Genomic DNA, 25,010 nt, shown 5'->3' with positions numbered 1-25,010 from the left:
TTTGCTCCTTTTTTGTTTAATTTTAAAGGATGGGCATAAAACAGTTTCCATAAATAGAAATTCGTTTCCAGTAGAAATCAATAAACAACGGAGCTATATCCAAAAAGCGTTAAGAAAAAGGGCTGGCCTAGTCGAATAGTACGAAAATAAAGTATATTGGGTAAATGGCTTTCGGAAACGGTTCTCTCGCTCCTGTTAAAATGATAGAATAATGGTAATCTAAGGATAAAATTATCTGTAGAACAAGTTATTTTCATAAAGAAGGAGCTGCCAATGAATATACAATTCGACCAAATTCCACATTTTTCGCTTATCGCCTGCTATGGCCCCGAAACACAGGAAATCAGTTCCATTGTATATAACTCACAAGAAGTTACAAACGGCTCCGCATTCTTTTGCGTATCTGGAGAAAATACGGACGGACACCTTTATATAGAAGAAGCCATTCAAAAAGGGGCTAGTGCAGTTATAGGATCGGACCGCGAAATTTTAGAAACTCACGCAAAAGCCCATAATGGGGTGACTTTTGCAGCAGTGGAAGATTCCCGTACCGCATTGGCATATGCCTCTATTCACTTTTACAACCGGGTGCAAGACCGACTGGTTAAAGTCGGGGTGACAGGAACAAATGGCAAAACAACAACGGCGACATATGTGTACCACTTGTTCAACCTGCTTGGAATTCCTTGCGGTTTTCTTGGTACAACCGGCATATGGAACTCGGCCGGCAAAATCAGTTATAAAAAAAGCACGCCGACTACCCCGTTATCTTCCGACATCCACGGCATCTTTTCACAATTGGCCGCTTTTGGGGACCAGGCCGCGTCAATGGAGGTTTCTTCCATCGCCCTAGACCAAAAACGGGTGGAAGGCGTTCTTTTTGATGTCGCCATCCATACGAATATTTCAGAAGAGCATATGGAATACCACAAAGTGTTTGAACATTATTTACAGTGCAAACTTCAATTGTTTTCGCAGGCGAAAAATGCAGTCATTAATTTGGACGATAAAGGAATGGCAAGGCAAATTCTGGAGGTTGTAACTTACCCAGCTCTCACTTACAGCCAATTTTTAGACTCCGGTGCTGATTTGATCTGGGCAAACTGCGAAAGCCTGAATGACGGATTAGCATTCGATTTAATGTACAAGGGGCAGTCCTATCCGGTGAAGGTCCCGCTTTACGGCGAGTATAATGCCGCTAATCTGACAGCCGCCATCGGCGCGGCGCTCCTGACCGATGTTCCGATCGGCGAGATTTTGCTTGCACTACCGAAGATGCCGCAAGTGGAAGGTCGCTTTCAAGTGATCCGGGGACCGGAAGAACGGAAAATCATCCTCGATTATGCCCATACGCCGGTGGCTTTGGATCTGGTATTGAAAGAAGTGAAGAAGTTGCCGCACAATCGGCTGATTGCCATGATTGCAGGAGTGGGCATCCGCGACTTTGCCAAAATGCCGAAAATGGCAAAAGCAGCTGAAGGAAAAGCGGATGTCCTGGTTGTCTCGGTTGACCATCCCGGCTTCTTGGATCCCGATGATATTGTCAACGAAGTGCTGAAGGGGTTTTCTGTCCCTTACAAGCAAAAAGTGCGGACAGCCCCTACGCGGCGCGAAGGAGTTATTGAAGCGCTGAGAGAGAGCGGCCCCAACGATATCGTGCTGCTTTCCAGCGGCAATATCAATGGAGCGCAAATTGTCAAAGGCGAATATATTCCGCATTCGGATGAAGAAGTGATCGAAGGTTTTTTCATGCAGCAAAAATAGGACTTTTTTAACTGGAAAGGTCGCTTTTTTTGCACCGCTTGTGTTTAATAGAAGAGAAGGCTACATAATGACATATGAATTGGAGTGAATGGAATGCAGTATCGTACAGAGAAAGACACGATGGGCGAAATTCAAGTAGAAGCAGACAAAATGTGGGCAGCGCAGACACAGCGCAGCCTCCAAAACTTTGCAATCGGCACAGAACGCATGCCGCATGAAGTGGTCATGGCGTTTGCCCAATTGAAAAAAGCGGCAGCGAAAGCAAACCATAAACTTGGCAAATTATCAGAAGCGAAGATGAAAGCGATCGAAACAGCCGCAAATGAAGTGGTCGAAGGCAAATGGAACGACCATTTCCCATTAGTGGTTTGGCAAACTGGCAGCGGCACCCAATCGAACATGAACATGAACGAAGTGCTGGCACGCCGAGGCAACGAAATTCTGGCGGAACAATCATCTGAAGAAAAGCTGCATCCGAATGACGATGTCAATATGTCGCAAAGCTCGAACGATACATATCCAACAGCGATGCACGTGGCAGGCGTTTTAGCAGTGACTGAGAAATTGCTTCCAGCCATCCAAAAACTAAAAGCGACGCTTGATGAAAAATCGAAGCGTTTTGACGATATTATTAAAATCGGCCGTACGCATCTTCAAGACGCGACACCGTTGACGCTTGGCCAGGAAATCAGCGGCTGGAGGCATATGCTTGAGAAAAGCGAGCGTATGATCCGCGCAAGTGTTGAAGAAATGCGTGAGTTGGCAATCGGCGGTACGGCGGTGGGAACAGGCATCAACGCTGATCCTACTTTTGGCCCTTCTGTTGCGGCATTTATTTCAGAAGCAGTCGGCTCCCAATTTACATCTGCTGAAAACAAATTCCATGCGCTGACAAGCCACGACGAAATGGTTTATACACACGGCGCAATCAAAGCGCTTGCGGCGGACTCCATGAAGATTGCAAATGATGTTCGCTGGCTGGCAAGCGGCCCGCGCAGTGGCATCGGCGAAATCACGATTCCTGAAAACGAACCAGGCAGCTCTATTATGCCAGGGAAAGTCAACCCGACACAAAGTGAAGCTTTAACGATGGTGGCCGTCCAAGTTATGGGCAACGATGCAGCAATCGGATTTGCAGCAAGCCAAGGGAATTTTGAGTTGAATGTCTTTAAGCCGGTAATTGCATACAACTTCCTGCAGTCTGTCCGGTTGTTGACAGACAGCCTGATCAGCTTTGATGACAATTGTGCAGTAGGAATTGAAGCGAACCTTGATGTTATTCAAAATCATGTGAGCAATTCATTGATGCTGGTGACATCATTGAACCCGCATATCGGTTATGAAAAAGCGGCAGCAATCGCAAAACAGGCCCATAAAGAAGGCACGACGCTAAAAGAATCTGCGGTAAAAAGCGGACATTTAACAGCCGAACAGTTCGATGAATGGGTAAGGCCGGAGAACATGGTAGGAAGATAAGCGATTATAAAAGCATGGACAAGGCTGTCGAGAACTCTCGGCAGCTTTTTTGGTTTCTTGCTAAGCAGATGCTTTTTGCAAAAGGATAAGCGCCTCGCTCTTCAATCGGCACAAGGCTGGAGCAAGGGCTTGGGAAACTCAAGGCGACAAAGGAATTTAGTCGTCCGCTGTCGAATTTTATAAAATAAGAACCATTAAACAAAAGAGGTGCCAAATGCAAAAATCATTTTTTATGTCATGGAGCGGCGGCAAAGATTCCGCACTCGCTTATTACCGGGCAGTCTTGGAGGGGCATGTTCCTATTGCGTTGTTTACGATGTTTGAAAAGGACGGATCCCAATCGCGGTCGCATGGATTGCCGCTGGACGTAATGGAAGCGCAAGCTAAACGCATGGGACTTCCGCTTGTCATTGGCAAAGCCGACTGGGCAGGATATGAGGAGGAATTTATTGAGCAGTTGAAAAGGTTCCGGCAAGCAGGCGTCCAAATGGGTGTGTATGGCGATATCGACTTGGAGGACCATTTAAGGTGGGTGGAAAAAGTCAGCGCAGAAGCAGGGATGAAGCTTCTCCATCCGTTGTGGCAGGAGCCGAGAAAAGCCTTGCTGCAAGAACTGGTGGATGAAGGCTTCAAGGCAGTCATTACGGTTGTTGACACAGAGCGCATGGATGAACGGTTTTTGGGCCGGGAATTTACCCTGGAATTGATCGAGGAGCTTGAAGCGCTGGGAATTGATGCGTGCGGGGAAGAAGGGGAATTCCATACCATTATCATTGACGGACCAATTTTTGTAGAGCCTGTGCCGGTTGTTTTCGGGGAAAAGTTGGAAACGGGCCACTACCGCATATTAGAAGTGAAACTTCAGTCAGAGGAGTGAAGGGCCATGATTCAGTTTATAGGCGTCGAAGAAAACCATATTCGCCAAATGGCGGCATTATTAGCGAAACGGCATGAAAGGGAACGGAAAAGCTTTGCGTTTCTTCCTGAGAGTTTCGAAGAAATCGACGAAGCGGAAAACGTAATCCGTAAGATGCTGGAACGCCCTTATATCAGCGGCATCGTCGCTGTCAGGGGAATTGAAGTCATTGGCTATCTGCTGTATGAATTCAAGGAAGAGGCAGAGCGGGGGCGATTCGTTTGGATGGACTACGAAGCGATCGCCATCAGCGAAAAGGAAAATCCGAGCTTGCTGCGGCTGCTGTACGCGGATGCGGGAGCGGAATGGATCAAGCACGGCTATTTCCATCATGTACTGATGGCTCCGCTCGGCAATCCGGCAATCGTGGAACAGTGGTTGAACCAATCGTTTTACTATGAACAGAAATACGCGGTTTTGCCGCTTCACGACTTTGAACCGAAATTGCCTGCGCAGAAGCCGAACTTGTCATTTCGCCGAGGCGGAAAAGAAGATGCGCCTCTTTTGAAGAAAATGGCGCTTTGGAACAGCATCCACCAAGCGGACGCCCCGTCATGGCTGCCGATTACGAAAGAGACGATGCACGATATCAAAAATGCGTATGAAGCGTTATCGGAAGATCAGGAAGCCTATCTGTGGCTGGCCGAGCAAGGGGAACGGGTCGCGGGATTCCATGTCTACTACCGGAAAGACAACCCGTTGAGCCTGGTAACACCGGCCAATTGCGTGGAGCTGCCTGCTGCTTCTACAAATCCGGAGCTGCGCGGGAGAGGAATCGGACGGGCACTTGCGAACCATTGCTTTACGGAATTGAAGAACGAAGGGTTTGATTTTGTTTTTGCCGATTGGCACACGCCCAATCATTTAGCTTCATCATTTTGGCCGCGGCTTGGATTCAAGCCGGTAATGGTGCGCATGTCGAGGCAAATCGATCCACGCATCGCCTGGGCACGCGGACAATAGAGAATATGGAATTGTGGCAACGGACAAAAGGGCTCCTTGGGGGCCTTTTTGTTTTGTCCAATGCTTCTTAAGACTTTCTTCAGAAAAGCCCTGCCTATTTGTTAAGATTTGCCCTTTATACTGAAACCATGAAACAGAGAGGGGCAGTAATATGATTGAGATTCAAAATTTGCAGCACACATTCGCAATCGGGAAAAAAGGAAAAGAGCGCCGTGTTCCAGTGTTGAAAGGTTTGACTTTAGATGTAAAAAAAGGCGAGATTGTCGCGATTCTTGGAAAAAGCGGATCGGGGAAATCAACGCTATTGAACGTTCTGGCAGGTTTCATGGCGCCCGAATCCGGTTCAGTAAAGGTGAACCAACAAGAAACCGCAACGCTGAACGAAGCGGAAATGGCTAAATTTCGCTTAGCGAACTTCGGTTTCATCTTTCAGAATTTCCAATTGATGCCTGGATTGACCGCCTTTGAGAACGTTGAACTGCCGCTGAAAATCAAAGGAGAGGCTGAAGGCGAAAGACGGGCAAAAGTGCAGCAATTATTAGAAAAAGTGGGGCTTGCAGCGGTGGCCGACCATTATCCAAATGAATTGTCGGGTGGGCAGCAGCAGCGTGTCAGCATTGCCCGCGCTTTGGTCACCGAACCGCCCATTCTGCTCGCCGATGAGCCGACAGGCAGTTTGGACTCCGAAACGGAAGAAGATATTTTAATGCTGATTCAATCGCTGAACCGGTCGCTCGGGTTGACATTTGTCATCATCACGCACGACGAAGAAGTGGCCAATGTGGCACACCGGAAATACCGGCTCCATGACGGCGAACTCGTGAAAGGGGAAAAGCGCCATGCGATTTAAGGACCAGATCGATTTTATCCGCCAGCATATGAAACGCAATAAGCTTCGGGTAGCGACGACTATCCTTGCAGCGATGATGGGCTGCGCGTTCCTGATCGTCTTGGCGTCTGTCGGCTTCGGTTTGCATAAAACGATCACAGACGATGTGCTGGACAACCAACTGGTCACGGAAATCCAAGTGCCAGGCAAAGAAGAGTCCGATGAAAAAATCACTGATGAAGAAATTCAAGCAATGCGGGATATGGACCACGTTATAGCAACCGTCAAGCACAGCAGGCCGGAAGCGGAAGCGAGCGCAATGCTTGGTGAAAGAGAAGGGTATGTTTCACCGGTTCTAGTGGATTTTAAAGAAGAACAAAAAGCCGGTCTTGTTTTGTCGGAAGGCGAAATGCCGAAATCAAAAGATGAAGTTTTGGTTGGCTATCATTTTGCACAGTCGCTGTTAACAGAAGAAGAGCAGGGGCAGGCAGACAATGGGGAAGAAACGAAAGGATTCGCGGGCAGTATCCTCGGCCAAACATTCAAACTGGAACTAACCCCATACGAAGGAGACGCAGAACCTGCAACTTGGGAATTCACGGTTTCCGGCATTATGGAAGAGCCAGGAAAAGATTGGATTGTTAACAATAGCGTTTATATCGATAACTCATTTGTAGCTGTGTTCAACAGCGAACTGGCTCTGAACGAAAGCTTTAGCGAAATTCTAGTCTATGCGGACGATCTTCAAAACGTCGGAACAATCACTGAAACACTGAAAGAAGATGGGTACTATGTGTATTCTGTTACCGAAGAACTTGGTTCGATGGATATGTTCTTTACCGCATTGAAAGCAGGCTTGATTTTTGTTGGGACGATTGCGGTGTTGATCGCTTCTATAGGTATTTTTAATACAATGACGATGGCGGTCACGGAGCGGACGCGCGAAATCGGTGTTATGAAAGCAATCGGTGCACAGCCGAAGCTGATCCAGAAGCTTTTTCTGATGGAAAGTGCCGCTATCGGCATTATCGGCACCGTGTTTGCAATCATCATTTCTTACGGCATCAGCTTTTTGGCAAATTGGCTGGTTCCAATCATCATCAAAAGTTCGATGGGTGAAGAGGGCGTGGACGATATCAATATCCTGATTTCGGTTATTCCCTGGCAGCTTGTGGTCATCGCATCACTTATCAGCATCGGAGTTGCGATGGTATCGGGATGGCGGCCAGCACGAAAAGCCACAAAGATTGATGTTATCCAGGCACTTCGGCAAGAATTGTAGACTTTACGAACATTTTCATCGGAATTCAGCAGCGCTTCCAACAGAAAAGAGCACCCATGAGGTGCTCTTTTCCTATTCTATGACATCTTCAGGCCGCCAGCCTTTTTGCAGGTCTTCGATTGACAAGCCGAAATTCATTTCCAGGTGGGGATAATCCTTGAAATTCCGCCAGTCGCCGCCCCATGAAAACCCAAGTTCTTTGGCGATGTCCGCTACTTCCAGCCAATCGGCTTTCCCGTTTCCGTTGCCGTCTCTTTTTATATCCCATACAACACCTCCATCAGGAAGGCGCAATGCGAAATCGATAGCCAATCCGTAATTGTGGTAAGATTCGCCGCCCTCGGCATACGTTACAATCCTTCCTGGCTCGCTGCGTCCTTGGCGGTGCAAGTTGTCTTGTGCATCGATGGAGCGGAAATCGTCAGTAATGAGAATCTCGATGCCGATATCCGCGGTTTTCTCAATCAGTTCATCTTTCTTTTCTTCGACGATGGGATGGAGGCTGGACGGCGCGGGCCGTTCTTTAAGTTCTTCCCGGAACGCCACTTCGTTGCGCAGCCATATAAACAAAAAACTGCCGAGCACCAGCAAGAAAAAGACGGAAAAAACGGTCTGTGCAAGTTTCAAATCCATTCACCCCTATATGTTTATTGTAGCAAAAATCGTCCGAAGAGTATCGAAGCAAAGTTTTTGTTAGGATAGAAGAAAGGATTGAAAGGAGATAAGGTTAATGGTTTTGAACTTAATGAAATCCCATGCATCGGTGCGTGATTATCAAGAAAAACAGTTAACGCGCAGCGAAGTCAGCGAATTGATTGAAGCGGCCCAGTACGCAGCAAGCTCGCATTTTGTGCAAGCTTATTCCATCGTTTGGGTCACCGATCCGGCAAAACGGAGAAAACTGGGGGAACTATCACGCAACCCTCAGCAAATGGAAGGGGCTGGCGCGGTGTTTTTAATGTGCGCCGATTACAACCGTCTGAAGCATGCATCAGCGATGCAAAAAGAACCTATCGTTTTTGATCAGGCTGAAAATTTGATCGTGGCGGTCACGGACGTCGGGCTTCTGGCACAGAATTTGGCGCTTGCTGCGGAATCCAAAGGTTATGGCATTTGTTATATTGGCGGAGTCCGAAACAATATGGAAGCAATCAGCGAGCTGGCCGGGCTGCCGGAAGGCGTTTTTCCGGTATACGGCTTGACTATTGGGGTGCCTAATGAAGCGAACGAAGTAAAACCGCGTTTGCCGGTAGAAGCGATATTGCATGAGAACGAATACGATGAGGCGAAATATCAAAGTTTGCTTCCAGAATACGACAATACCATTGCAGCTTATTATAAGACGCGAACTTCTAATCAGAAATCCATCACATGGACACAGCAAATGGCTCATTTCCTAAATAAGCCGCATCGCACGCATCTGCGTGAATTTTTAGCGAAAAAAGGTTTTCTTTTCAAATAACACCAAACTGAAAGCCGTTATTTTTTCAAGAAAAAGGCCGAAACGGGCCTTTTTAAATTTATACGGGCTTTTCTTCGCAATAGGCAAGTCTTACTAGTTGACAGAAAATTCTATATACTTTTTAATTAGGCTACACCACTTATTGCCTATGTTTTCATTTGATTTTATCAAGCCATTGGAAACATTTTTCATCCATCATTCATAAAGGAGGAAGCACATGAAAATTGCTTTGTTTGGAGCTACTGGGCGAGTCGGGGAAAAAATTTTACGGTCGGCCTTGGATGATGGCCATCAAGTGAAAGCGCTGGTCCGGTCAAAACCGCCTTTTGATCATCCCAATCTAGAAGCGATTGTTGGTGATATCCGAAAAGCGGAAGATGTCGGAAAGGCAATTGCCGGGACGGAAGCGGTCTTCAGTGCAATCGGGACCGACCGGACCACAACCTTATCCCAATCCATGCCGCTTATCATCAATGCGATGAAAGAGCAGGGGATTCGGCGCATTATCACGATTGGAACGGCAGGCATTTTGAATAGCCGGATGGCACCCGGATCATTGCGTTACCAAGGAGGCGAATCCAATCGCAAGTTGACTTTTGCAGCAGAAGAACACGCTTCGGTTTTTCATTTGCTGGAAAAGACCAGCCTTGACTGGACCATTGTCTGCCCGACATATTTGCCGGATGGAAAAGCATACGGCAATTACCGGATTGAAAAGGATTACTTGCCGGAAGGCGGAAAACAGATTACGGTAGGGGATACCGCTGACTTTGCTTATAAACAATTGGAGAATCCCGAGTTTATTGGCAGCAGAGTGGGCATTGCTTATTAACCTGCCCTTATAGGAGTAAACATCATATGAAAAAGTGGGGCATCCGGATTTTACAGGTGCTTGTGCTGCTGAGCGTGCTAAGCGCAAGCGCTTTTTTCATCTATGCACAGTTTCAATATAGCCCCAGCGGCGTGTTAAAAGAGCAAGTGAATATGAAGGAGATTGAAACAGGGGAAGAAGGGCTTCTTTTTCGGCCGGGAACAGCGAATGGGAAAGGAGTCATCTTCTATCAAGGAGCTAAAGTGCAGGAAGAGGCTTACGCTTATTTAGCGGAAAAACTAAGTGAGCAAGGATTTTTAGTCGTAGTTCCGCAAATGCCCTTAAATTTTGGCATTTTCGGTGTAGACAAAGCTGATGCGGCCATCAGCAGCCATCCGGAAATCGACCAATGGTTTATCGGCGGGCATTCTTTAGGCGGCGTTGCAGCTTCGATGTATGCCCAAAAGCATCAAGGAAAAATGGCTGGCCTCTATTTCCTCGGCTCGTATCCCGCTTCGGATTTTTCTGAAGGATCCCTGCCCATGCTTTCCATTTATGCTGAAAATGACGGCTTAGCGACAATAGCTGACATCAAAGAGAATCGCGCCCTCTTTTCGCAGGAAAGCACTTTTATAGAAATAAGAGGGGGAAACCATGCCCAATTTGGATTGTATGGAAAACAAAAAGGGGACAATGCGGCAGACATTGCGCCGATTGATCAGCAAAATCAAGTGGCAGAAGCTTTGGGCTCTTGGATGAGCAGCCGTTAAAAAAACCGCCTGTGCGTTCACAGGCGGTTTTTCAGTGGATTATGCCGTAATATCGCGTTTGGAAAAGGTCCAGTAGCTGATGCCAAGAAACAGGAGGAAATAGACAGCCAGCACAATAAGCGACATGGTCATTGTAATATCAGGAACCGGCATAAAGCCGTTGTAAAACTGCGTCAAATCCGTATGTGTAAACAAATAATACTTAATGACCTCATAGTTGCTCAGTAAGAAGACCGCTTGGATGCCGGTGAACATCAAGAAAATCGATAATCCGATTGCGAGTGAGCTTGACCGGAAAACAGTGCCCAGCATGAAAGCGAAAGTGCCGAGGATCCAGACACTTGCAAAGCTAAGGATAAACAGTTTGACCGCTTCAAGCCAGTAAGACCCTTCCACCACTTCAGAACCGTTCCATTCGAGGAATGTCCCTTCTCCAATGCCAAAAAAGATCAAACCAGCCAATGCGGCGGTGAACAAGGTGATGACCGATAATAATACGGCGAAAACCATAGTCGTCAAGTATTTGGAGGTCAGGACTTTCCATCTTCTTACAGGCCGTGTCAACAGCATTTTAATAGTGCCCTGGGAAAACTCGGAAGCTGTAATGCCGGCTGCAATGATAACCGTGAATAATGTAACGATAGACAACATTTCATGGGCGTCAATGACACCTTGCTGCATACTGGTGAATTCGAAAGGGCGGACATCATTTTCGAGGCGGTATTCCGCGATGGCGATTTGTCCCGTGTGATAGTCTTTTTGCGCATCATTCATAGCGGGGTCCATGATCATCGCCTTGTTGACCTCGAGTTGAGCGGCAGTGACAGCCTGCCACGATTCTTCAACGCCTTCATTCGCTGTTGAATTCACGTACTTGCCGATGGCGGCTGAAGCGAACAGTAATAGGACCAGTAGAAAGACCATCATCCAGCTCGCTTTTTTGCTCCACAATTTCATCCATTCATTTTGCATGAGCTTGAGCAATCTGGCCACCTCCAGTCATTTCAAGGAATTGGTCTTCAAGCGTTGCACGGTAAGGCTGGACAGTATAAATTTTGGCTCCGGCTGAAACGAGCATTTGGATGGCACCTGGAATATGCTGCTCTTCTGTATCAATCACCAAGCCTCCATCATGCCTGGCAAGAGGGAAACCGATGCCGGACAGCACTTCTTCTGCCAGCTCCAGCGGCTCAACCTGAAAGTAATACTGGGAATGATGAAGTTCGTTGACGTTTTTGATATCGATCAGTTCACCATTTTGAATAACTGCAATGCGGTCGCATAACAATTCGATTTCAGACAGCAAATGGCTGGAGACAAAAACGGCGACGCCGCTTTCGGTTGCGACCTTCTGCAAATACAAGCGGAATTCACGAATTCCTGCTGGATCCAGCCCGTTCGTCGGTTCATCCAAAATCAGGAATTTAGGTTTATGGAGAAGAGCCTGCGCCAAGCCTAACCGCTGCCGCATGCCAAGTGAATAAGAGCCCACTTTTTCATGGATGCGATTCTGCATACCGACTTGTTTGACAACTTCGCCGATGCGCTCTTTTGAAACGCCTTTGTGCATGCGGGAAAAATGCAGCAAGTTTTTATACCCGCTCATATACTTGTACATTTCAGGATTTTCGACGATGGCCCCGACTTTCTGGATGCTTTCTTCAAAATCGTTCTGGATGGATTGTCCATCAATTATCACATCTCCGGATGTGGGCTGCATCAATCCGACCATCATGCGGATTGTCGTGGTTTTTCCGGCGCCGTTTGGCCCTAGGAATCCGGTGATTTGGCCAGGATACAAATCCAGGTTCAAGTTTTTGATGATTTTCTTTTTGCCAATGGTTTTTGAAAGGTTTTTCAATTGCACAATCGGTTTTCCATCCAACTTCCTCACCTGCTTTCGATAATCTCTTGGTAGTAATAACGAATCAACCCGCTTAAAGTTTCGGGATTTTCACAATCTGGAATTCAGGGTTTGAAAGAGCATGCATAATGAGTGGGGAATCAGGGAATACGAAACTTAAAGAGCAGGAAAATGGAGGGATTCAAATGGCGGCATTTCAAGACAAAGAACAAATCTTAATGGCTTATTATGTGCAATATTACCGCGGTGCGGCGATAGGAGAAGTGAAAGAGCTCGACAGGCGCCTGCGTGAAGAAATAGGCGAAGAGAAGTACGGACAGGCGATGGATGAATTGGCCGAACAAGGACTGGTGCTCGGGATTGAAGGAGTCGAAGAACGTGAAAAAGAAGGCCTTGAAGCGCCGATGGCTACGAGGGAAGGAATCCTTTATATTTCTGAAGCCCTCAGCTTGCAATCGGATATGGCAGAAGAAACGATCCTGTACTATTTCGATAAATATCTTCAAGCGAGCGAGGAGAACGGGCTGGAACTGACTTTAGAACCCGTAAAAGCCTATATCGACGAATCGATCAAGGAACACCAGAAAGAAAAACCAAATTCCAATCAGCCTTAAAAATATAAAAAGAGCCCGCAAAATTTTGCGGGCTCTTACAATTCCAGAGCGAAAAAAGACAGTACGAGCGCCAGGAGGACGGCAAAGTTTATGGCTATGGCGCTGCGCCTGGCAACAGGTTCTTCTAACGAAGGAAGACGCGCGGCAAGCTTCGATAACCCCGCCGTCAATGCAACGATCAGCAAAATCACCAACACTACGTGCATATTGTAAATGCGGACGTCGATAAACCGGACAAAGATAACCGAGAATGCGAGAATGATGCCGTTCAGCAGTTTCTGTTTCGTCATAGCAAGTGCTGCAATTCGTTTTCCAGGAAAGGATCTGCGGACAAAAGCTGCGTGAACGCTTTATAGCGTTCCAATTGTCCGGCTGCCGGCTTTTTGCCGGTTTTATATGCCCGGATCAGAATGTTTTTCGGTGTGTTTTCCAAATCGATAAATTCCATCAGCTGCGTTTCATAGCCGACAAGCGACAGGATTTCAGCGCGGACAGAGTCGGTCGCGAGAGCACTAAAGCGCTCTTTGATCAATCCATGCTGAAGCATAAGCCCGAGTCCGGGAGCGGCAATCTGGCTGTTCAGTTCATGCTGGCAGCAAGGGACGCTCAAAATGACACTGGCGTTCCATTTGACTGCCCGGGAAAGCGCCATGTCCGTTGCGGTATCGCAGGCATGGAGTGTGACCACCATGTCGACTGCGGATTCTTCGTTGTATTCATTGATGTCGCCGACTAAAAATTCCAACTGATCATACTGAAGATCATCAGCGATTTTTTGGCATTCTTCAATCACTTCTTTCTTCAAATCCAAACCGGTTACCCGAAGGTCCAGGCCTTTTTCAATCCGCAGATAATGATAGAGGGCGAACGTCAAGTAGGATTTTCCTGAACCAAAATCGAGAATCCGTACTGTCCGGCCTTTCGGCAAATGTTCAAGCGCATCATCGATAAATTCAATAAAACGATTGATTTGGCGGAACTTATCGTATTTTTGTTTTTTTACTTTGCCATCTGCGCTTTGAACTCCTAGGCGTACCAAAAACGGATAGGGAATTCCATCTTCCAGCAAATATTGTTTTTTGCGGTTATGTGAAAGCTCGACGGTTTTTGCTGAGGTTCCTTCGGACTTCCAGGACACTTTGAATTTCTTGGAAAGCTGCACCTGAATTTTTTCTTCGGTGAATTGAAACAGCGCCTGGCGGAAATCGCCAAAAATGCTTTCCAGCTTTGCAGCTGCTTCATCTATTGACAAGTTTTCGTGTTTTAGCACATGTTCATGCTGATATTCAAATTGAATCCGGTACTCGTTTCTTATATTAACGGGTTTTAATTTTATGCGTTTAACGTCATTTGACTTTAACCGGGGCTGGCTGATGGTCGCAGAAACAAGAGCGCGGCCTCTTAAGCGTTCGGCAAGTTGAGCGTGCATTGTTTGTAGTTCCATTGCAGTTCCTTTCATTTAGCCAGAATATCCTTATTTTATCATGATTGTAGAGGAAAGGGCGAATGAGCGGCACAGTAAAAATCAGGTTTTCTGCCGCCGTATTCTAAATTTTATGATAATATGGAAGGGAATGAAAAGTGACATATTGGGGGTATGATGATGGCAATTCTGCAAAAGACAGTGGGGCAAATCGTACGCGAGCAAGCAGCCAGGCATCCGGAAACGGAAGCGTATGTTTATCCGGAGTATGGCATCCGAAAAACGTATAAAGAGTTCGATGAAGAAACAGACCGGTTAGCAAAAGCATTTATCGGAATAGGCATCGAAAAAGGGGAGCATGTGGCAATCTGGTCAGATAACAAGCGGGAGTGGCTGCTGAGCCAGTTTGCGACCGGCAAAATGGGCGCGGTGCTCGTGACGGTAAACACAAATTACCAAGCGAATGAACTGGAATACTTGTTGAACCAGTCGGACGCCACCACATTGATCCTTGGAGAGGAATTCAAAGGCACCAGTTATATAGATGTGCTTAACCAAGTTTGTCCAGAACTGAAAATGGCTGAAAAAGGCGCAATCAAAACCGGCAAACTGCCCCATTTCAAACGGGTGATTTTAATGGGAGAAAACGATTATCCGGGCATCTTTACTTGGAGTGAATTGGAAGCGTTTGCAGAAGGGGTGTCGGACAAGCAGCTGGAAGGCCGCTTCGAGTCGATGAATCCGGATGATGTTATCAACATTCAATACACTTCCGGCACGACCGGTTTCCCTAAAGGGGTGATGTTGACGCATGTAAACGTCGTGAATAATGGCAAATTGGTCGGCGATACCATGAATTTGACAGAGCATGACCGCTTATGCATTCCGGTGCCATTTTTCCACTGTTTCGGCTGTGTCCTTGGAACGATGGCTGCGGTTACCCATTCTACGACGATGGTGATAGCGGAGCAATTTGAAGCAAATCGCGTCCTGCAGATGGTCGAAGATGAAAAATGCACAGGGCTTCACGGCGTTCCGACAATGTTCATCGCGGAACTAAACTCGCCGGATTTTGCCAAGTTCGATACTTCGACGCTGCGAACCGGAATCATGGCTGGATCCCCATGCCCGATTGAGGTGATGAAAAAAGTCATCAACGAAATGGGGGCGGCAGAAATCACCATTGCTTACGGCCAGACAGAATCGTCGCCAGTCATTACGCAAACGCGCTCGGATGACGCCATTGAAAAACGTGTAGCCACTGTTGGCAAGCCGCATGCGGAAGTGGAAGTGAAGATTGTCGACCCGGTGACCAATAAGCTAGCAGCTGCCGGTGTTCCCGGTGAGCTTTGCACACGGGGCTATCATATTATGAAAGGCTATTACAAAAACGAAGAAGCGACAAAGAACGCAATTGATGAAGAAGGGTGGCTCCATACCGGCGATATTGCAGTTGAAGATGAGGACGGCTATATTGCCATCACTGGCCGGATCAAAGATATGGTAATCCGCGGCGGCGAAAATATTTATCCGCGTGAAATCGAAGAGTTCCTGTACAGCCATCCAGCCGTCCAGGACGTGCAAGTAGTTGGGGTGCCGGATCCAAAATACGGAGAAGAACTGATGGCATGGATTATTCTTAAGGAAGGGCATGATATGGACGCGGATGGACTGCGTACTTACTGCACCGGTAAAATTTCCCGCCATAAAATTCCGCGCTATATCGAGTTTACAAAAGAGTATCCGATGACAGCATCCGGAAAGATCCAAAAATTCAAATTGCGCGAACTGGCGATAGAACGCAGCCAAAAAACGGAAGTATGAGAATTGAACCTCCAAAAAAAAGAAATCCTTCTTTGTTAAGGATTTCTTTTTTATGGAATCCAGAAACAGAAAAGACAGGGATCTTTTGAATTGTGTTTAACAAAACTTCAGAGGGGGGAAATGACTACAGTAAGCAAAATCTTTAAATCGGAATACTTGAAACTATGGCAACTGTCACGGATCTTATAGTAAAAGGGGAGAACTTAAAATGGAAAACGTTAAGTTAGCAATCATTTACTACAGTTCTACAGGAACCAATTATCAAATGGCGCGCTGGGCAGAAGAAGCGGCAACTGCATCTGGTGCTGAAGTGCGAGTGGCAAAAGTGCGGGAAAATGCGCCGCCGCAAGCAATTGCAGCAAATCCGGCTTGGCAGGCACACTTTGATGCTACTCAAGATGTCCCTGAAGCGGAAGTGGCGTTGCTGGAATGGGCAGACGCAATCATCTTCAGCTTTCCGACGCGCTATGGCCATATCTCTTCTCAAGCGCAGCAATTTTTTGATATCACAGGCGGTGCATGGGCGCAGGGCAAGCTGGCGAACAAAGTGGTAAGCGCCATGTCTTCCGCTCAAAATCCGCATGGTGGACAAGAAGCGACCATTTTAGCTGTTTATACGACTATGTTCCATTGGGGCGCTATTGTTGCGGCACCCGGGTACCGGGATGCAGCGCTGTTCAAAGCCGGAGGGAATCCCTACGGTACAAGCGTTACTGTTGACCAACAAGGCCAAATGGTTGAAGACGTCGAAGATGCCGTGAAACTGCAGGCGAGGCACACGATAGAAGTGGCTGGTTGGGTGAAAAACGGACAAAGCCAGTAATGGCGGTATAAATGCAGAACAGGTGAGCGATTTCTTCCTCACCTGTTTTTTATACTTCAGATTAAAGGAGGAAAGCGTTTATGACGTTTTGGCTCAGTTTTGTTTTTGTAATTGGATTTATACTAATTCATATTTTTTCCAAAAACATGAGATTCTTGAAAGAGGTGCCCCGCAGCCGGTTTTTGTCCGTTGCAGGTGGCATTTCGGTGGCTTATGTATTTTTGCATTTGCTGCCTGATCTGGGAAGATATCAAGAAACGCTGCAAGAAGAGCTGGAGTCGGGTTTTTGGAGCTTTTTAGAAAGCCATATATATGTTATTGCAATGATAGGGCTTGTGCTATTTTATGGGTTGGAAAAAATGGCTGTCTCCTCCAGGCTTTCAAAACATAGGGCACCGAAAAAAGCGGAAGAAGACGAAGAATCACCGGCCGGAGTTTTCTGGGTCCACATAGGCTCGTTTACACTTTACAATGCAATCATCGGCTATCTTCTTATTCGTGAAGAGTACACTAGAGAATGGGGAATGGTTTTTTTCTTTGTGGCAATGGGCGTTCACTTCATTACCAATGACAGAGGGCTTCGTGCCACCCATAAAGAGGATTACGACAAATACGGAAGATGGCTGTTAACCACTGCCATCCTGATAGGCTGGCTAATCGGGGTACTCACCGAAGTGAATGAACTTGTAATATCTGTGCTTGTTGCGCTGCTTGCAGGGGGCATTATATTGAATGTGTTGAAAGAAGAGTTGCCGGAGGAACGTGAAAGCAGCTTTACTGCTTTTTGCCTAGGTTTGTTCGGATATTCCATATTATTGCTTTTGCTGTGAAAAATGTTCTAATTTTCTGGCTATTTCATTTCTTGTCTGCTATAATTACGGATAATATAGGTAGAAAGAGATGAGCCTTTAAAACTACGATTCTTTGAGGTGGCCAACTTGCTGACAAAAGAAGAACGAGTTGTTTTTGAAACTGAATTGCATAAACTTTACGGTGAATATCGGAAATGTGCCAATAGATCTTTGAAGCTTCAAATCGAAAAGGACATTTCTTTGATAAAGTCAGTGATTTCAATTGTCCGGGAACAAAAAGTTTAACGGATATTCAGCAGCCATCAAAAGCCCATGAATCTTTTCATGGGCTTTTTTTGTTTGCGGGCTGAGGTGAAAATTAAAAGGCTTAAATGGCAGAGGTTCGAGCAGCTGTTTTGCGGAAGGCTAACATCCTTAATGGTTAACTTGTTTTCAACTAAGCTGTCTGGCAAACTGCAGTTTTTGGCCGATATTGTGAACATGGCTGTAACAAACTCCCCTTAACATAAGGAGGGACAGGGCAACTGCAAAGGGTTTTAAATAGGGATGCTTTATAATGGAAGCATAAGCAATATTGCGGCATAAAAGGAGAGAACGGCATGATTGATCTGAAACAAATGGCGTTTGAGCGAAAAAGAACCATGGCGTTGCTAGGGGCGGCTTCGGTCCTAAAAGGGCTAGCCATCATTATGCAAGCATTGTTTTTTGTATGGATTGTAGACGGGGTCTTTATCAAAGGTGATTCTTTCAACACAATCATCCCATTGCTTGGCGGTCTATCTGGCGCGATTATGCTTCGGGGGGCTTGCGGATATATGCTTGGAAGAACGGGCGTCCAGCTCGCCGCAGAAATCAAAAGTGAATTGCGGAAAAGATTGATCCGTTCATTTGCGGCGAATCCGCTTCAGGCTGCGGCTCAGGGCCAGTCGGGCAAAAAGGTGAGTTTGCTGATGGATTCGGTTGATGAAGTGGATGGCTTTTTCAGCAAGTATATGCCGCAAATAATGCAAACCTATACGATTCCTTTGATGCTCCTGGCAGTGGTCTTTTATCAGCACTGGGTAACGGGTGTCATCATTTTGATAACTGCACCGTTCATCCCGGTTTTTATGGCGATCGTCGGGAAGCGGACGAAAGTGAAAGCTGACGAAAAGATGGAGCAGCTTGGCCAGTTCTCGGGAACTTTTTTGGATGTTCTGCAAGGGTTGACCACCCTCAATCTCTATGGACAAGCAAACAAACAGAAACAGCTTATCCAAAAAAACAGCCTGGCTTTCCGTGATGCTACAATGGGTGTTTTGAAATCGGCATTTTTGTCTTCGCTTATGCTTGAATATATTTCAATGCTCAGCATTGGAATTATCGCCCTGGAAATAGGGCTTCGGCTCGTCGTATTCCAAAATATCACTTTCTTTACCGCATTTTTCATGATGCTCCTGGTTCCGGACTTTTTTAATATGCTGAAAGACTTCGGGAGCGCGTTCCATACAGCAAGAGGCAGTATGGCGGCGGCTAAACTATTGTCGATGGAATTGGGACAAGAAGAACGCAAGACCGAGTGGGGACAAGAAGTCCTGGCTTCTGAACCGCCTCATATCCAGCTTGATGGAGTGGCTTTCCAGTATGGTGACGGGTTTGCTTTGCATCCGGTGCAAGCGGAAATCCCTCCCCATAGCCAAGTGGCGATCATCGGCAAAAGCGGCTCAGGAAAAACCACGCTCATGCATTTGATTGCCGGGCTTTTGCCCCCGAGCGCTGGAACGGTAAAGATCAACGGTATCCCGCGAGAAGAGATTAGCGAGAAATCCTGGTTTGACCAGTTGAGCTACATTTCACAAAATCCATACCTTTTTGCGGGAACCATCAAAGAAAACATTATAATCGGCGCAAACAGGGAAGTGACCCAAGAGGAAGTGGCAGAGGCGGCAGAAAAAGCGGGCATATCCGAATTGGTGGCATCTCTTAAAAAAGGGTTTGATACAGAAATCGGCGAAGCCGGACGTGGATTATCCGGAGGAGAGAAACAACGGATTGCTCTGGCTCGTGCCTTTTTGAAAAAGCCTTCCGTCATTTTGTTTGACGAACCGACAACAGGGCTCGATTTACAGACTGAACGGATTCTGCAGGAGTCCATGGCGGAACTTGCCAAAAGTTCCACAGTCATAACGATTGCTCACCGGCTTCATACAATCAGCCGGTCGGACCAGATTTTTTTCCTTTCAGACGGCCGGTTATCAGCCGTTGGAGGCCATATGGAATTGATGGATAGCCATGGCCCATATCGTGAAATGGTTGCTGTACAGCAAGGAGGAGCTGCTGAATGAAAGAGCTCAAGCATATTTTCAAATTGACGATTATGGAGAAAAAAGATGTTTCGCTTGCGGTGGTCTTTGGTTTTATAGCAGGCATCGCCGGAGTGGCGCTTCTTGCGTCAAGCGGTTACTTGGTTTCAAAAGCGGCGTTGACCACGCAGATGACGACTTTGGTTGTGATGGCTGCATGCTTGAAATTGTTCGGTTTTGTTTCTGCGCTCAGCCGCTATGCCGAACGCTTGTATTCCCATAGGGCGACCTTCACTATGCTAAGCAATTTGCGGGTGTCGTTTTTCGAGAAGCTTTCCCCGCTTGCTCCGAACTTGTTCCAGCGTTATCGGAGCGGCGATTTGCTGGCCCGTATTGTTGGGGATGTGGAAAGCTTGCAAAACTTTTTGCTGCGCGTTTTTTATCCGCCGGTTGTGCTGGCGATTGTATTTTCGAGCACGATTTTCTTTGCTTCTTTTTTCTCGGCGGCGATAGCTGTTGTGCTATTCACAGGCTTCTTGCTGACTGTGGTAGTAGTGCCGGCTTTGTTTGCTTGGCAAAAGCGCAAAACCGCATCGAAAACAAGAGCGAGCCGTGCGGCTTTGTCGACGGAAGCTACTGAATTCTTGTATGGCTTTCGCGACCTGAAAATTTATCAGCAGTTGGAACAGCAGGAGCAGCAGCTGCACCAGTTGGTCGATGGCTATGAAAAAGAACAGCGAAACGAAGGGCTGTGGGAGAATTACAGCCAGTCCATCAATGCTCTTGCGGCAATGCTCATATCGCTGATAGTTCTGGGATTGGGGGCTTATTTTACAGCGGCCGGTGAATTGGAAGGTTTGTATTTGGCGATGCTTGTCATGCTGTCGTTAGCTGTCTTTGAAAATGTAACGCCTATGGCAGTGTTTCCCGCTTACTTTGAAGAAAGCCGAAAAGCCGCAAGCCGCTTGGACAAAGTGGTTGAAGAGCCTGTTCAAAACAAAGGAGAAAAGAATCTTCAGCCTGGACGGATAGAAATAACCATGAAAAACGTCTCATACACGTATCCTCAAGAAGAGCGGCCGGCATTGGATGGAGTGTCGCTTCGATTGCCGGCAGGGTCTAAAACGGCGATTGTGGGGCCAAGCGGATCCGGAAAATCAACATTGATGCAAGTTCTGCTTCATACTATACAAGCTGATGCCGGTGCGGTCCTCGTAAATGGAGAGGACGTCCATAGCTTTGATCAAGAAAAGCTATGGAGCCGGATCAACGCCGTGCTGCAGGAAAACCACTTCTTTTTTGGCACCATTCGAAGCAATCTGGCTATCGCCAGCGAAGAAGCTACCGATGAACAAATGGAAGATGTGCTTGAAAAAGTGGAGCTTGGGGCGTTTTCTTTGTCAATGAAAGTTGAGGAAAAAGGCCAGAACTTGTCGGGCGGCGAAAAACAAAGGCTGGCCATTGCTCGGGCCATGCTGAAAAATGAAGCGCTATGGCTGCTCGATGAACCAGTTTCATCTATAGACAGCATGACCGCAAAAGCAATTTACAGCTGTCTTTTCGAACAAGGAAGAGAAGATACGTTTGTCGTTATCAGCCATGATTTGACAGGGCTTGAAAGGATGGACCAAATCATTGTCATGGAACAAGGGCGGATTGTGGAAACAGGTTCATATGACGACCTTATGGAACGCCGTGGCTACTTCTACGGTTTGAAGCAAATCGAAAAAAGCGTATTTGCATAAACCAAAAAAAGAGCGGGACTGCATGCAGTCCGCTCTTTTTTCATTTCAACAGAAAATCATTTCCTTTTCTGGCGTCTTCGAGCTTCATCTGCTCCAATTCAAGCCGCATCTTTTGTGTTTCAATGACAAAATTATCATGTTTGAGTTTTTCAAGTTCCAGTTCTTTTTCAATCATTTTGTTTTTCAATTTTGCCTGTGTCTGAAGGTGCGAGGTGATGATGCCAGCGAGCGGGATTGAAAAAATCATTATGACGGCTATCAGTCCGGTCATGCCGTTCCCTCCTCTTCTGAATTATCTGACTATTAGATTATACACCAAAGGGGAAAAATAGCAGGGAAAAGAAGAAAAGATATGACAAGTGTCATATCTAAACTAGACGTTTATGTCTTTTTTGAACTTGCTTTTAACTTTATGATAAGGACAATAAGTTATTCGGGCAGAAAGCCTGTTTAAGGAGGAAGACATGAGCAGAGAAAAAACAGCGCAATTACGTAAATTCGTGGCACCTTTCGAAAAAGCCGATGTAAAAGCAAGTGTTAGACAATTGATCAATACCATTCCACCGTTCATTTTATTTTGGTTCTTGGCTTATCAGGCGTTAGATGTATCCATCTGGTTGACAATCGCTTGTTCAATCGTAGCAGCAGGGTTTGTTATTCGGACATTTATCATCTTCCATGACTGCACGCACGGGTCGTTCTTCAAAAATAAAAAAGCAAACGCCGTGGTAGGGACAATTACCGGCGTTCTGACATTGTTTGCTTACGAAAAGTGGAAACGTGAACACTCGATTCACCATGCTTCAAGCGGAAACCTCGACAAACGAGGCGTTGGAGATATCTGGGTTATGACGATTGAAGAATATGTAGAAGCGTCTAAATGGGAGCGTTTCAAGTACCGCATGTACCGCAACCCGCTTGTCATGTTCGGATTTGGACCATTGTTCTTAGTTTTAGTATCAAGCCGTTTCAACCGCAAAGATGCGCGCAGCAAAGAACGCAACAACACTTACTTGATCAATTTCTTGCTTGTGGCTATCTATGCAGCATTGATTTGGGCAATTGGCTGGCAGGCATTCGTCATCGTTCAAGGAACGACAATGTTTGTAGCTGGGGCGCTTGGCATTTGGCTGTTCTATGTTCAACATACATTTGAAGATTCATATTTCGAAGACGAAAGCGAATGGGATTATGTGAAGGCTGCTGTAGAAGGAAGCTCTTATTACCAGCTGCCAAAAGTCTTGCAATGGGTAACAGGAAACATTGGTTTCCACCATGTTCATCACTTAAGCCCGCGGGTTCCGAACTACAACTTGGAAAAAGCGCACGAATCAACTCCGCCGCTTCAACAAGCAACAACTATCACGATCAAATCAAGCTTAAAATCGTTGCGTTATAAAGTATACGATGCGAAAAACAAAACATTCGTTACGTTTAAAGACATCAAGCATCTTGTAAACGACTCTAAAACAGCAACCGAATAAATGTTAAGAAAAACCATTCTTCGTGAATGGTTTTTTCTTTGTGAAAAAAGAGAGATGTCAAGATTGTTTGAACGCCTGCACTTTTTATCATCTTTTGATATGATATGACTAATAGAAAGAAGAGGGGGAGCTTATGCAAAGCTGGTATCAAATATTTCCGAAAAATTCATGGCTCAGCCTTTATGCCTGGATTGCTTTTTGTGTGTTGCCGTTCTTCTTTATTTTCAGGTCTTCATCGTTTACAGAAATTACAGTGGGCATTTTGCTGTTGCTGCTGTTCTTCTTGGCGTATCGGCTTTCGTTCAATTCCAAGTCCGGAATGGTCTATGTCTGGATTAGTCTGGAGATAGCGATCAATATTATTATGACATTCTTGTTCGGATACGTATATTTGTCCTTGTTTTTAGCGTTTTTCATCGGGAATATTCGCCATAAAGTCGGTTTTTTCATCGTTTATGGAATCCATATCGGCACGACAATCATCGCGGTCATTTTAGGTCTTATTGAACACCAGGAACTGTATACGTCTCAATTTCCATTTATGCTCCTTACAGTGATTGGAGTAATTTTACTGCCTTTCAATACCTATAACCGCAATAAGCGTGAAAAATTGGAAGGCCAGCTTGAAGATGCGAACAAACGGATTTCCCAGCTGATGATCATCGAAGAAAGAGAGCGGATTGCCAGGGATTTGCATGATACACTGGGACAAAAACTTTCCCTGATTGGCCTTAAAAGTGATTTGGCGAGTAAATTGATCAACCGCAATCCTCAAGCGGCCATGGATGAGATCAATGATGTCCGGCAGACTGCGCGTACTGCATTAAAAGAGGTGCGAGAACTGGTTTCGAATATGCGGGGAACCAGGCTGGAAGACGAACTGCTCCGCATCCAGCAGATTTTAAAAGCGGCGGATATTGATTTTGTGCTGTATGGAAATGCGCAGCTGACCAATACACCTTTGCTGGTGGAAAATGTCCTGAGCATGTGCCTGAAAGAAGCGGTGACCAATGTGGTTAAGCACAGCCAAGCCACCCGCTGCAGCGTGCTGATCAAGCAGAAACCTGAAGAAGTGCTGGTCCAGGTACAGGATGACGGGATAGGTCTTTCTGAAGGGGGCAGTTTGACTCAAGGAAATGGCTTGGCAGGAATGCGCGAGCGGTTGGAGTTTGTCAACGGCACACTGGAAATCAAAATGATGGAAGGCACGATTTTGAACATTCGGGTTCCGAATGTTATTCTCTATAATTCAAAGGAGAAGTTGGTATGATACGAATTGTCTTAGCGGAAGACCAGCGCATGCTGCTTGGCGCATTAGGGTCGCTGTTGGATTTAGAAGAGGATATGGAAGTTGTCGGCAAGGCGTCGAACGGGGAAGAAGCGATTGCGCTTGTTGAAAAACTTCAGCCGGATATCTGCATTATGGATATTGAAATGCCGTTGAGAAGCGGTCTCGATGCGGCAGAAATATTAAAGGACCACCCTTGCAAAACGATCATTTTAACGACTTTTGCACGGTCTGGGTATTTTGAACGGGCACGAAAAGCGGGAGTCAGCGGCTACTTGCTGAAGGATAGCCCAAGTGAAGATTTGGCCACTTCCATCCGTTCCATCATAGCGGGCCGCCGGGTGTATGCTCCGGAGCTGATCGACTTGGCATATGGCGATGAAAACCCGTTGACTGACCGCGAACAGGAAGTATTGAAACTTGTGGCTGATGGAAAAAACACAAAAGAAATTGCGTCAGAGCTGTTCATTACGACGGGAACGGTCCGGAACTACATCTCCACAATATTAGACAAGCTGGAAGTCGGAAATCGCATTGAAGCGATATCGCGGTTCAAAGAAAAAGGCTGGTTCAAGTAA

The 25,010-nt window shown here is 46.4% G+C and carries 24 protein-coding genes; 18 read left to right on the top strand and 6 right to left on the bottom strand.

What is annotated here, in order from left to right; all coding sequences use genetic code 11:
• Positions 1-273 precede the first annotated feature (273 nt).
• The 6 genes from FQV30_RS14615 (at position 274) to FQV30_RS14590 (ending at position 7,230) form a co-directional block, all read left to right on the top strand.
• Positions 274-1,764: a UDP-N-acetylmuramoyl-L-alanyl-D-glutamate--2,6-diaminopimelate ligase gene (locus FQV30_RS14615; protein ID WP_146500888.1), complete on the top strand. Its 1,491-nt coding sequence runs from the start codon at positions 274-276 to the stop codon at positions 1,762-1,764.
• A 93-nt stretch (positions 1,765-1,857) separates the two neighbouring features.
• On the top strand, positions 1,858-3,240 hold the full coding sequence (gene fumC, locus FQV30_RS14610) for a class II fumarate hydratase (protein WP_146500887.1): 1,383 nt from the start codon (positions 1,858-1,860) through the stop codon (positions 3,238-3,240).
• 214 nt (positions 3,241-3,454) lie between these two features.
• The gene (locus FQV30_RS14605; protein WP_146500886.1) at positions 3,455-4,117 is read left to right on the top strand and encodes a Dph6-related ATP pyrophosphatase; all 663 of its coding nucleotides are present in this window, start codon (positions 3,455-3,457) and stop codon (positions 4,115-4,117) included.
• A 6-nt stretch (positions 4,118-4,123) separates the two neighbouring features.
• Entirely contained in the window at positions 4,124-5,119 is a 996-nt protein-coding gene (locus tag FQV30_RS14600) for a GNAT family N-acetyltransferase (protein ID WP_146500885.1), read from the top strand.
• A gap of 151 nt (positions 5,120-5,270) precedes the next feature.
• Positions 5,271-5,969 (top strand): ABC transporter ATP-binding protein, encoded by a 699-nt coding sequence (locus FQV30_RS14595; RefSeq protein WP_146500884.1) that lies wholly within the window; start codon positions 5,271-5,273, stop codon positions 5,967-5,969.
• Positions 5,959-7,230, top strand: a complete 1,272-nt coding sequence (locus tag FQV30_RS14590; RefSeq protein WP_146500883.1) for an ABC transporter permease — start codon at positions 5,959-5,961, stop codon at positions 7,228-7,230. The genes FQV30_RS14595 and FQV30_RS14590 overlap by 11 nt, the downstream gene beginning before the upstream one ends.
• A gap of 72 nt (positions 7,231-7,302) precedes the next feature.
• Here FQV30_RS14590 and FQV30_RS14585 read toward each other — a convergent pair whose 3' ends face one another.
• Positions 7,303-7,863 carry a M15 family metallopeptidase gene (locus FQV30_RS14585; RefSeq protein WP_186725673.1) on the bottom strand — a complete coding sequence of 187 codons (561 nt, stop codon included), beginning with the start codon at positions 7,861-7,863 and terminating at the stop codon, positions 7,303-7,305.
• A 97-nt stretch (positions 7,864-7,960) separates the two neighbouring features.
• Between FQV30_RS14585 and FQV30_RS14580 the strand changes: the two genes are divergently transcribed.
• From FQV30_RS14580 to FQV30_RS14570, 3 genes are all read left to right on the top strand, one after another.
• Positions 7,961-8,692 (top strand): NADPH-dependent oxidoreductase, encoded by a 732-nt coding sequence (locus FQV30_RS14580; protein ID WP_146500881.1) that lies wholly within the window; start codon positions 7,961-7,963, stop codon positions 8,690-8,692.
• Between the two features lie 217 nt (positions 8,693-8,909).
• Positions 8,910-9,524, top strand: a complete 615-nt coding sequence (locus tag FQV30_RS14575) for an NAD(P)-dependent oxidoreductase (RefSeq protein ID WP_146500880.1) — start codon at positions 8,910-8,912, stop codon at positions 9,522-9,524.
• A gap of 26 nt (positions 9,525-9,550) precedes the next feature.
• Positions 9,551-10,273 carry an alpha/beta hydrolase gene (locus FQV30_RS14570; RefSeq protein ID WP_146500879.1) on the top strand — a complete coding sequence of 241 codons (723 nt, stop codon included), beginning with the start codon at positions 9,551-9,553 and terminating at the stop codon, positions 10,271-10,273.
• Positions 10,274-10,312: 39 nt separating this feature from the next.
• On the opposite strand, the gene FQV30_RS14565 is transcribed toward FQV30_RS14570, so the two are convergent.
• The gene (locus FQV30_RS14565; protein ID WP_255473482.1) at positions 10,313-11,266 is read right to left on the bottom strand and encodes an ABC transporter permease subunit; all 954 of its coding nucleotides are present in this window, start codon (positions 11,264-11,266) and stop codon (positions 10,313-10,315) included.
• Positions 11,235-12,158 carry an ABC transporter ATP-binding protein gene (locus FQV30_RS14560; protein ID WP_146500877.1) on the bottom strand — a complete coding sequence of 308 codons (924 nt, stop codon included), beginning with the start codon at positions 12,156-12,158 and terminating at the stop codon, positions 11,235-11,237. Before FQV30_RS14560 ends, FQV30_RS14565 begins: the two co-directional genes overlap by 32 nt.
• Positions 12,159-12,322: 164 nt before the next feature.
• Here FQV30_RS14560 and FQV30_RS14555 point away from each other — a divergent pair, with 164 nt between their 5' ends.
• A complete protein-coding gene (locus FQV30_RS14555) occupies positions 12,323-12,751 on the top strand; it encodes a hypothetical protein (protein WP_146500876.1) in 429 nt (142 codons plus the stop codon).
• 35 nt (positions 12,752-12,786) lie between these two features.
• Here the strand turns inward: FQV30_RS14555 and FQV30_RS14550 are convergent, their stop codons facing one another.
• Positions 12,787-13,041 (bottom strand): hypothetical protein, encoded by a 255-nt coding sequence (locus FQV30_RS14550; protein ID WP_146500875.1) that lies wholly within the window; start codon positions 13,039-13,041, stop codon positions 12,787-12,789.
• Positions 13,038-14,195: a class I SAM-dependent methyltransferase gene (locus FQV30_RS14545; RefSeq protein WP_146500874.1), complete on the bottom strand. Its 1,158-nt coding sequence runs from the start codon at positions 14,193-14,195 to the stop codon at positions 13,038-13,040. The genes FQV30_RS14550 and FQV30_RS14545 overlap by 4 nt, the downstream gene beginning before the upstream one ends.
• Before the next feature lie 159 nt (positions 14,196-14,354).
• Between FQV30_RS14545 and FQV30_RS14540 the strand changes: the two genes are divergently transcribed.
• From FQV30_RS14540 to cydC, 5 genes are all read left to right on the top strand, one after another.
• Positions 14,355-15,998 carry an AMP-binding protein gene (locus FQV30_RS14540; protein ID WP_186725672.1) on the top strand — a complete coding sequence of 548 codons (1,644 nt, stop codon included), beginning with the start codon at positions 14,355-14,357 and terminating at the stop codon, positions 15,996-15,998.
• Positions 15,999-16,206: 208 nt separating this feature from the next.
• A complete protein-coding gene (gene wrbA / locus FQV30_RS14535; RefSeq protein WP_146500873.1) occupies positions 16,207-16,821 on the top strand; it encodes an NAD(P)H:quinone oxidoreductase type IV in 615 nt (204 codons plus the stop codon).
• A gap of 80 nt (positions 16,822-16,901) precedes the next feature.
• Positions 16,902-17,651 (top strand): ZIP family transporter, encoded by a 750-nt coding sequence (locus FQV30_RS14530; RefSeq protein WP_146500872.1) that lies wholly within the window; start codon positions 16,902-16,904, stop codon positions 17,649-17,651.
• A gap of 581 nt (positions 17,652-18,232) precedes the next feature.
• Entirely contained in the window at positions 18,233-19,957 is a 1,725-nt protein-coding gene (gene cydD / locus FQV30_RS14525; RefSeq protein WP_146500871.1) for a thiol reductant ABC exporter subunit CydD, read from the top strand.
• Positions 19,954-21,660: a thiol reductant ABC exporter subunit CydC gene (gene cydC / locus FQV30_RS14520; RefSeq protein ID WP_146500870.1), complete on the top strand. Its 1,707-nt coding sequence runs from the start codon at positions 19,954-19,956 to the stop codon at positions 21,658-21,660. The genes cydD and cydC overlap by 4 nt, the downstream gene beginning before the upstream one ends.
• 40 nt (positions 21,661-21,700) lie before the next feature.
• Here the strand turns inward: cydC and FQV30_RS14515 are convergent, their stop codons facing one another.
• Entirely contained in the window at positions 21,701-21,931 is a 231-nt protein-coding gene (locus FQV30_RS14515; protein WP_106533259.1) for a hypothetical protein, read from the bottom strand.
• Positions 21,932-22,124: 193 nt separating this feature from the next.
• On the opposite strand from FQV30_RS14515, the gene desA reads away from it, so the two are divergent.
• From desA to FQV30_RS14500, 3 genes are all read left to right on the top strand, one after another.
• Positions 22,125-23,144: a Delta(5) desaturase DesA gene (gene desA / locus FQV30_RS14510; RefSeq protein WP_146500869.1), complete on the top strand. Its 1,020-nt coding sequence runs from the start codon at positions 22,125-22,127 to the stop codon at positions 23,142-23,144.
• A gap of 133 nt (positions 23,145-23,277) precedes the next feature.
• On the top strand, positions 23,278-24,414 hold the full coding sequence (locus FQV30_RS14505; protein ID WP_146500868.1) for a sensor histidine kinase: 1,137 nt from the start codon (positions 23,278-23,280) through the stop codon (positions 24,412-24,414).
• A complete protein-coding gene (locus FQV30_RS14500) occupies positions 24,411-25,010 on the top strand; it encodes a response regulator transcription factor (protein WP_146500867.1) in 600 nt (199 codons plus the stop codon). Before FQV30_RS14505 ends, FQV30_RS14500 begins: the two co-directional genes overlap by 4 nt.

This window comes from Planomicrobium sp. CPCC 101110, assembly GCF_007859395.1.
GTDB lineage: Bacteria > Bacillota > Bacilli > Bacillales_A > Planococcaceae > Planococcus.
Note: the sequence above shows the minus strand (reverse complement) of the source record. Positions and strands in the feature narration are given on the sequence as shown.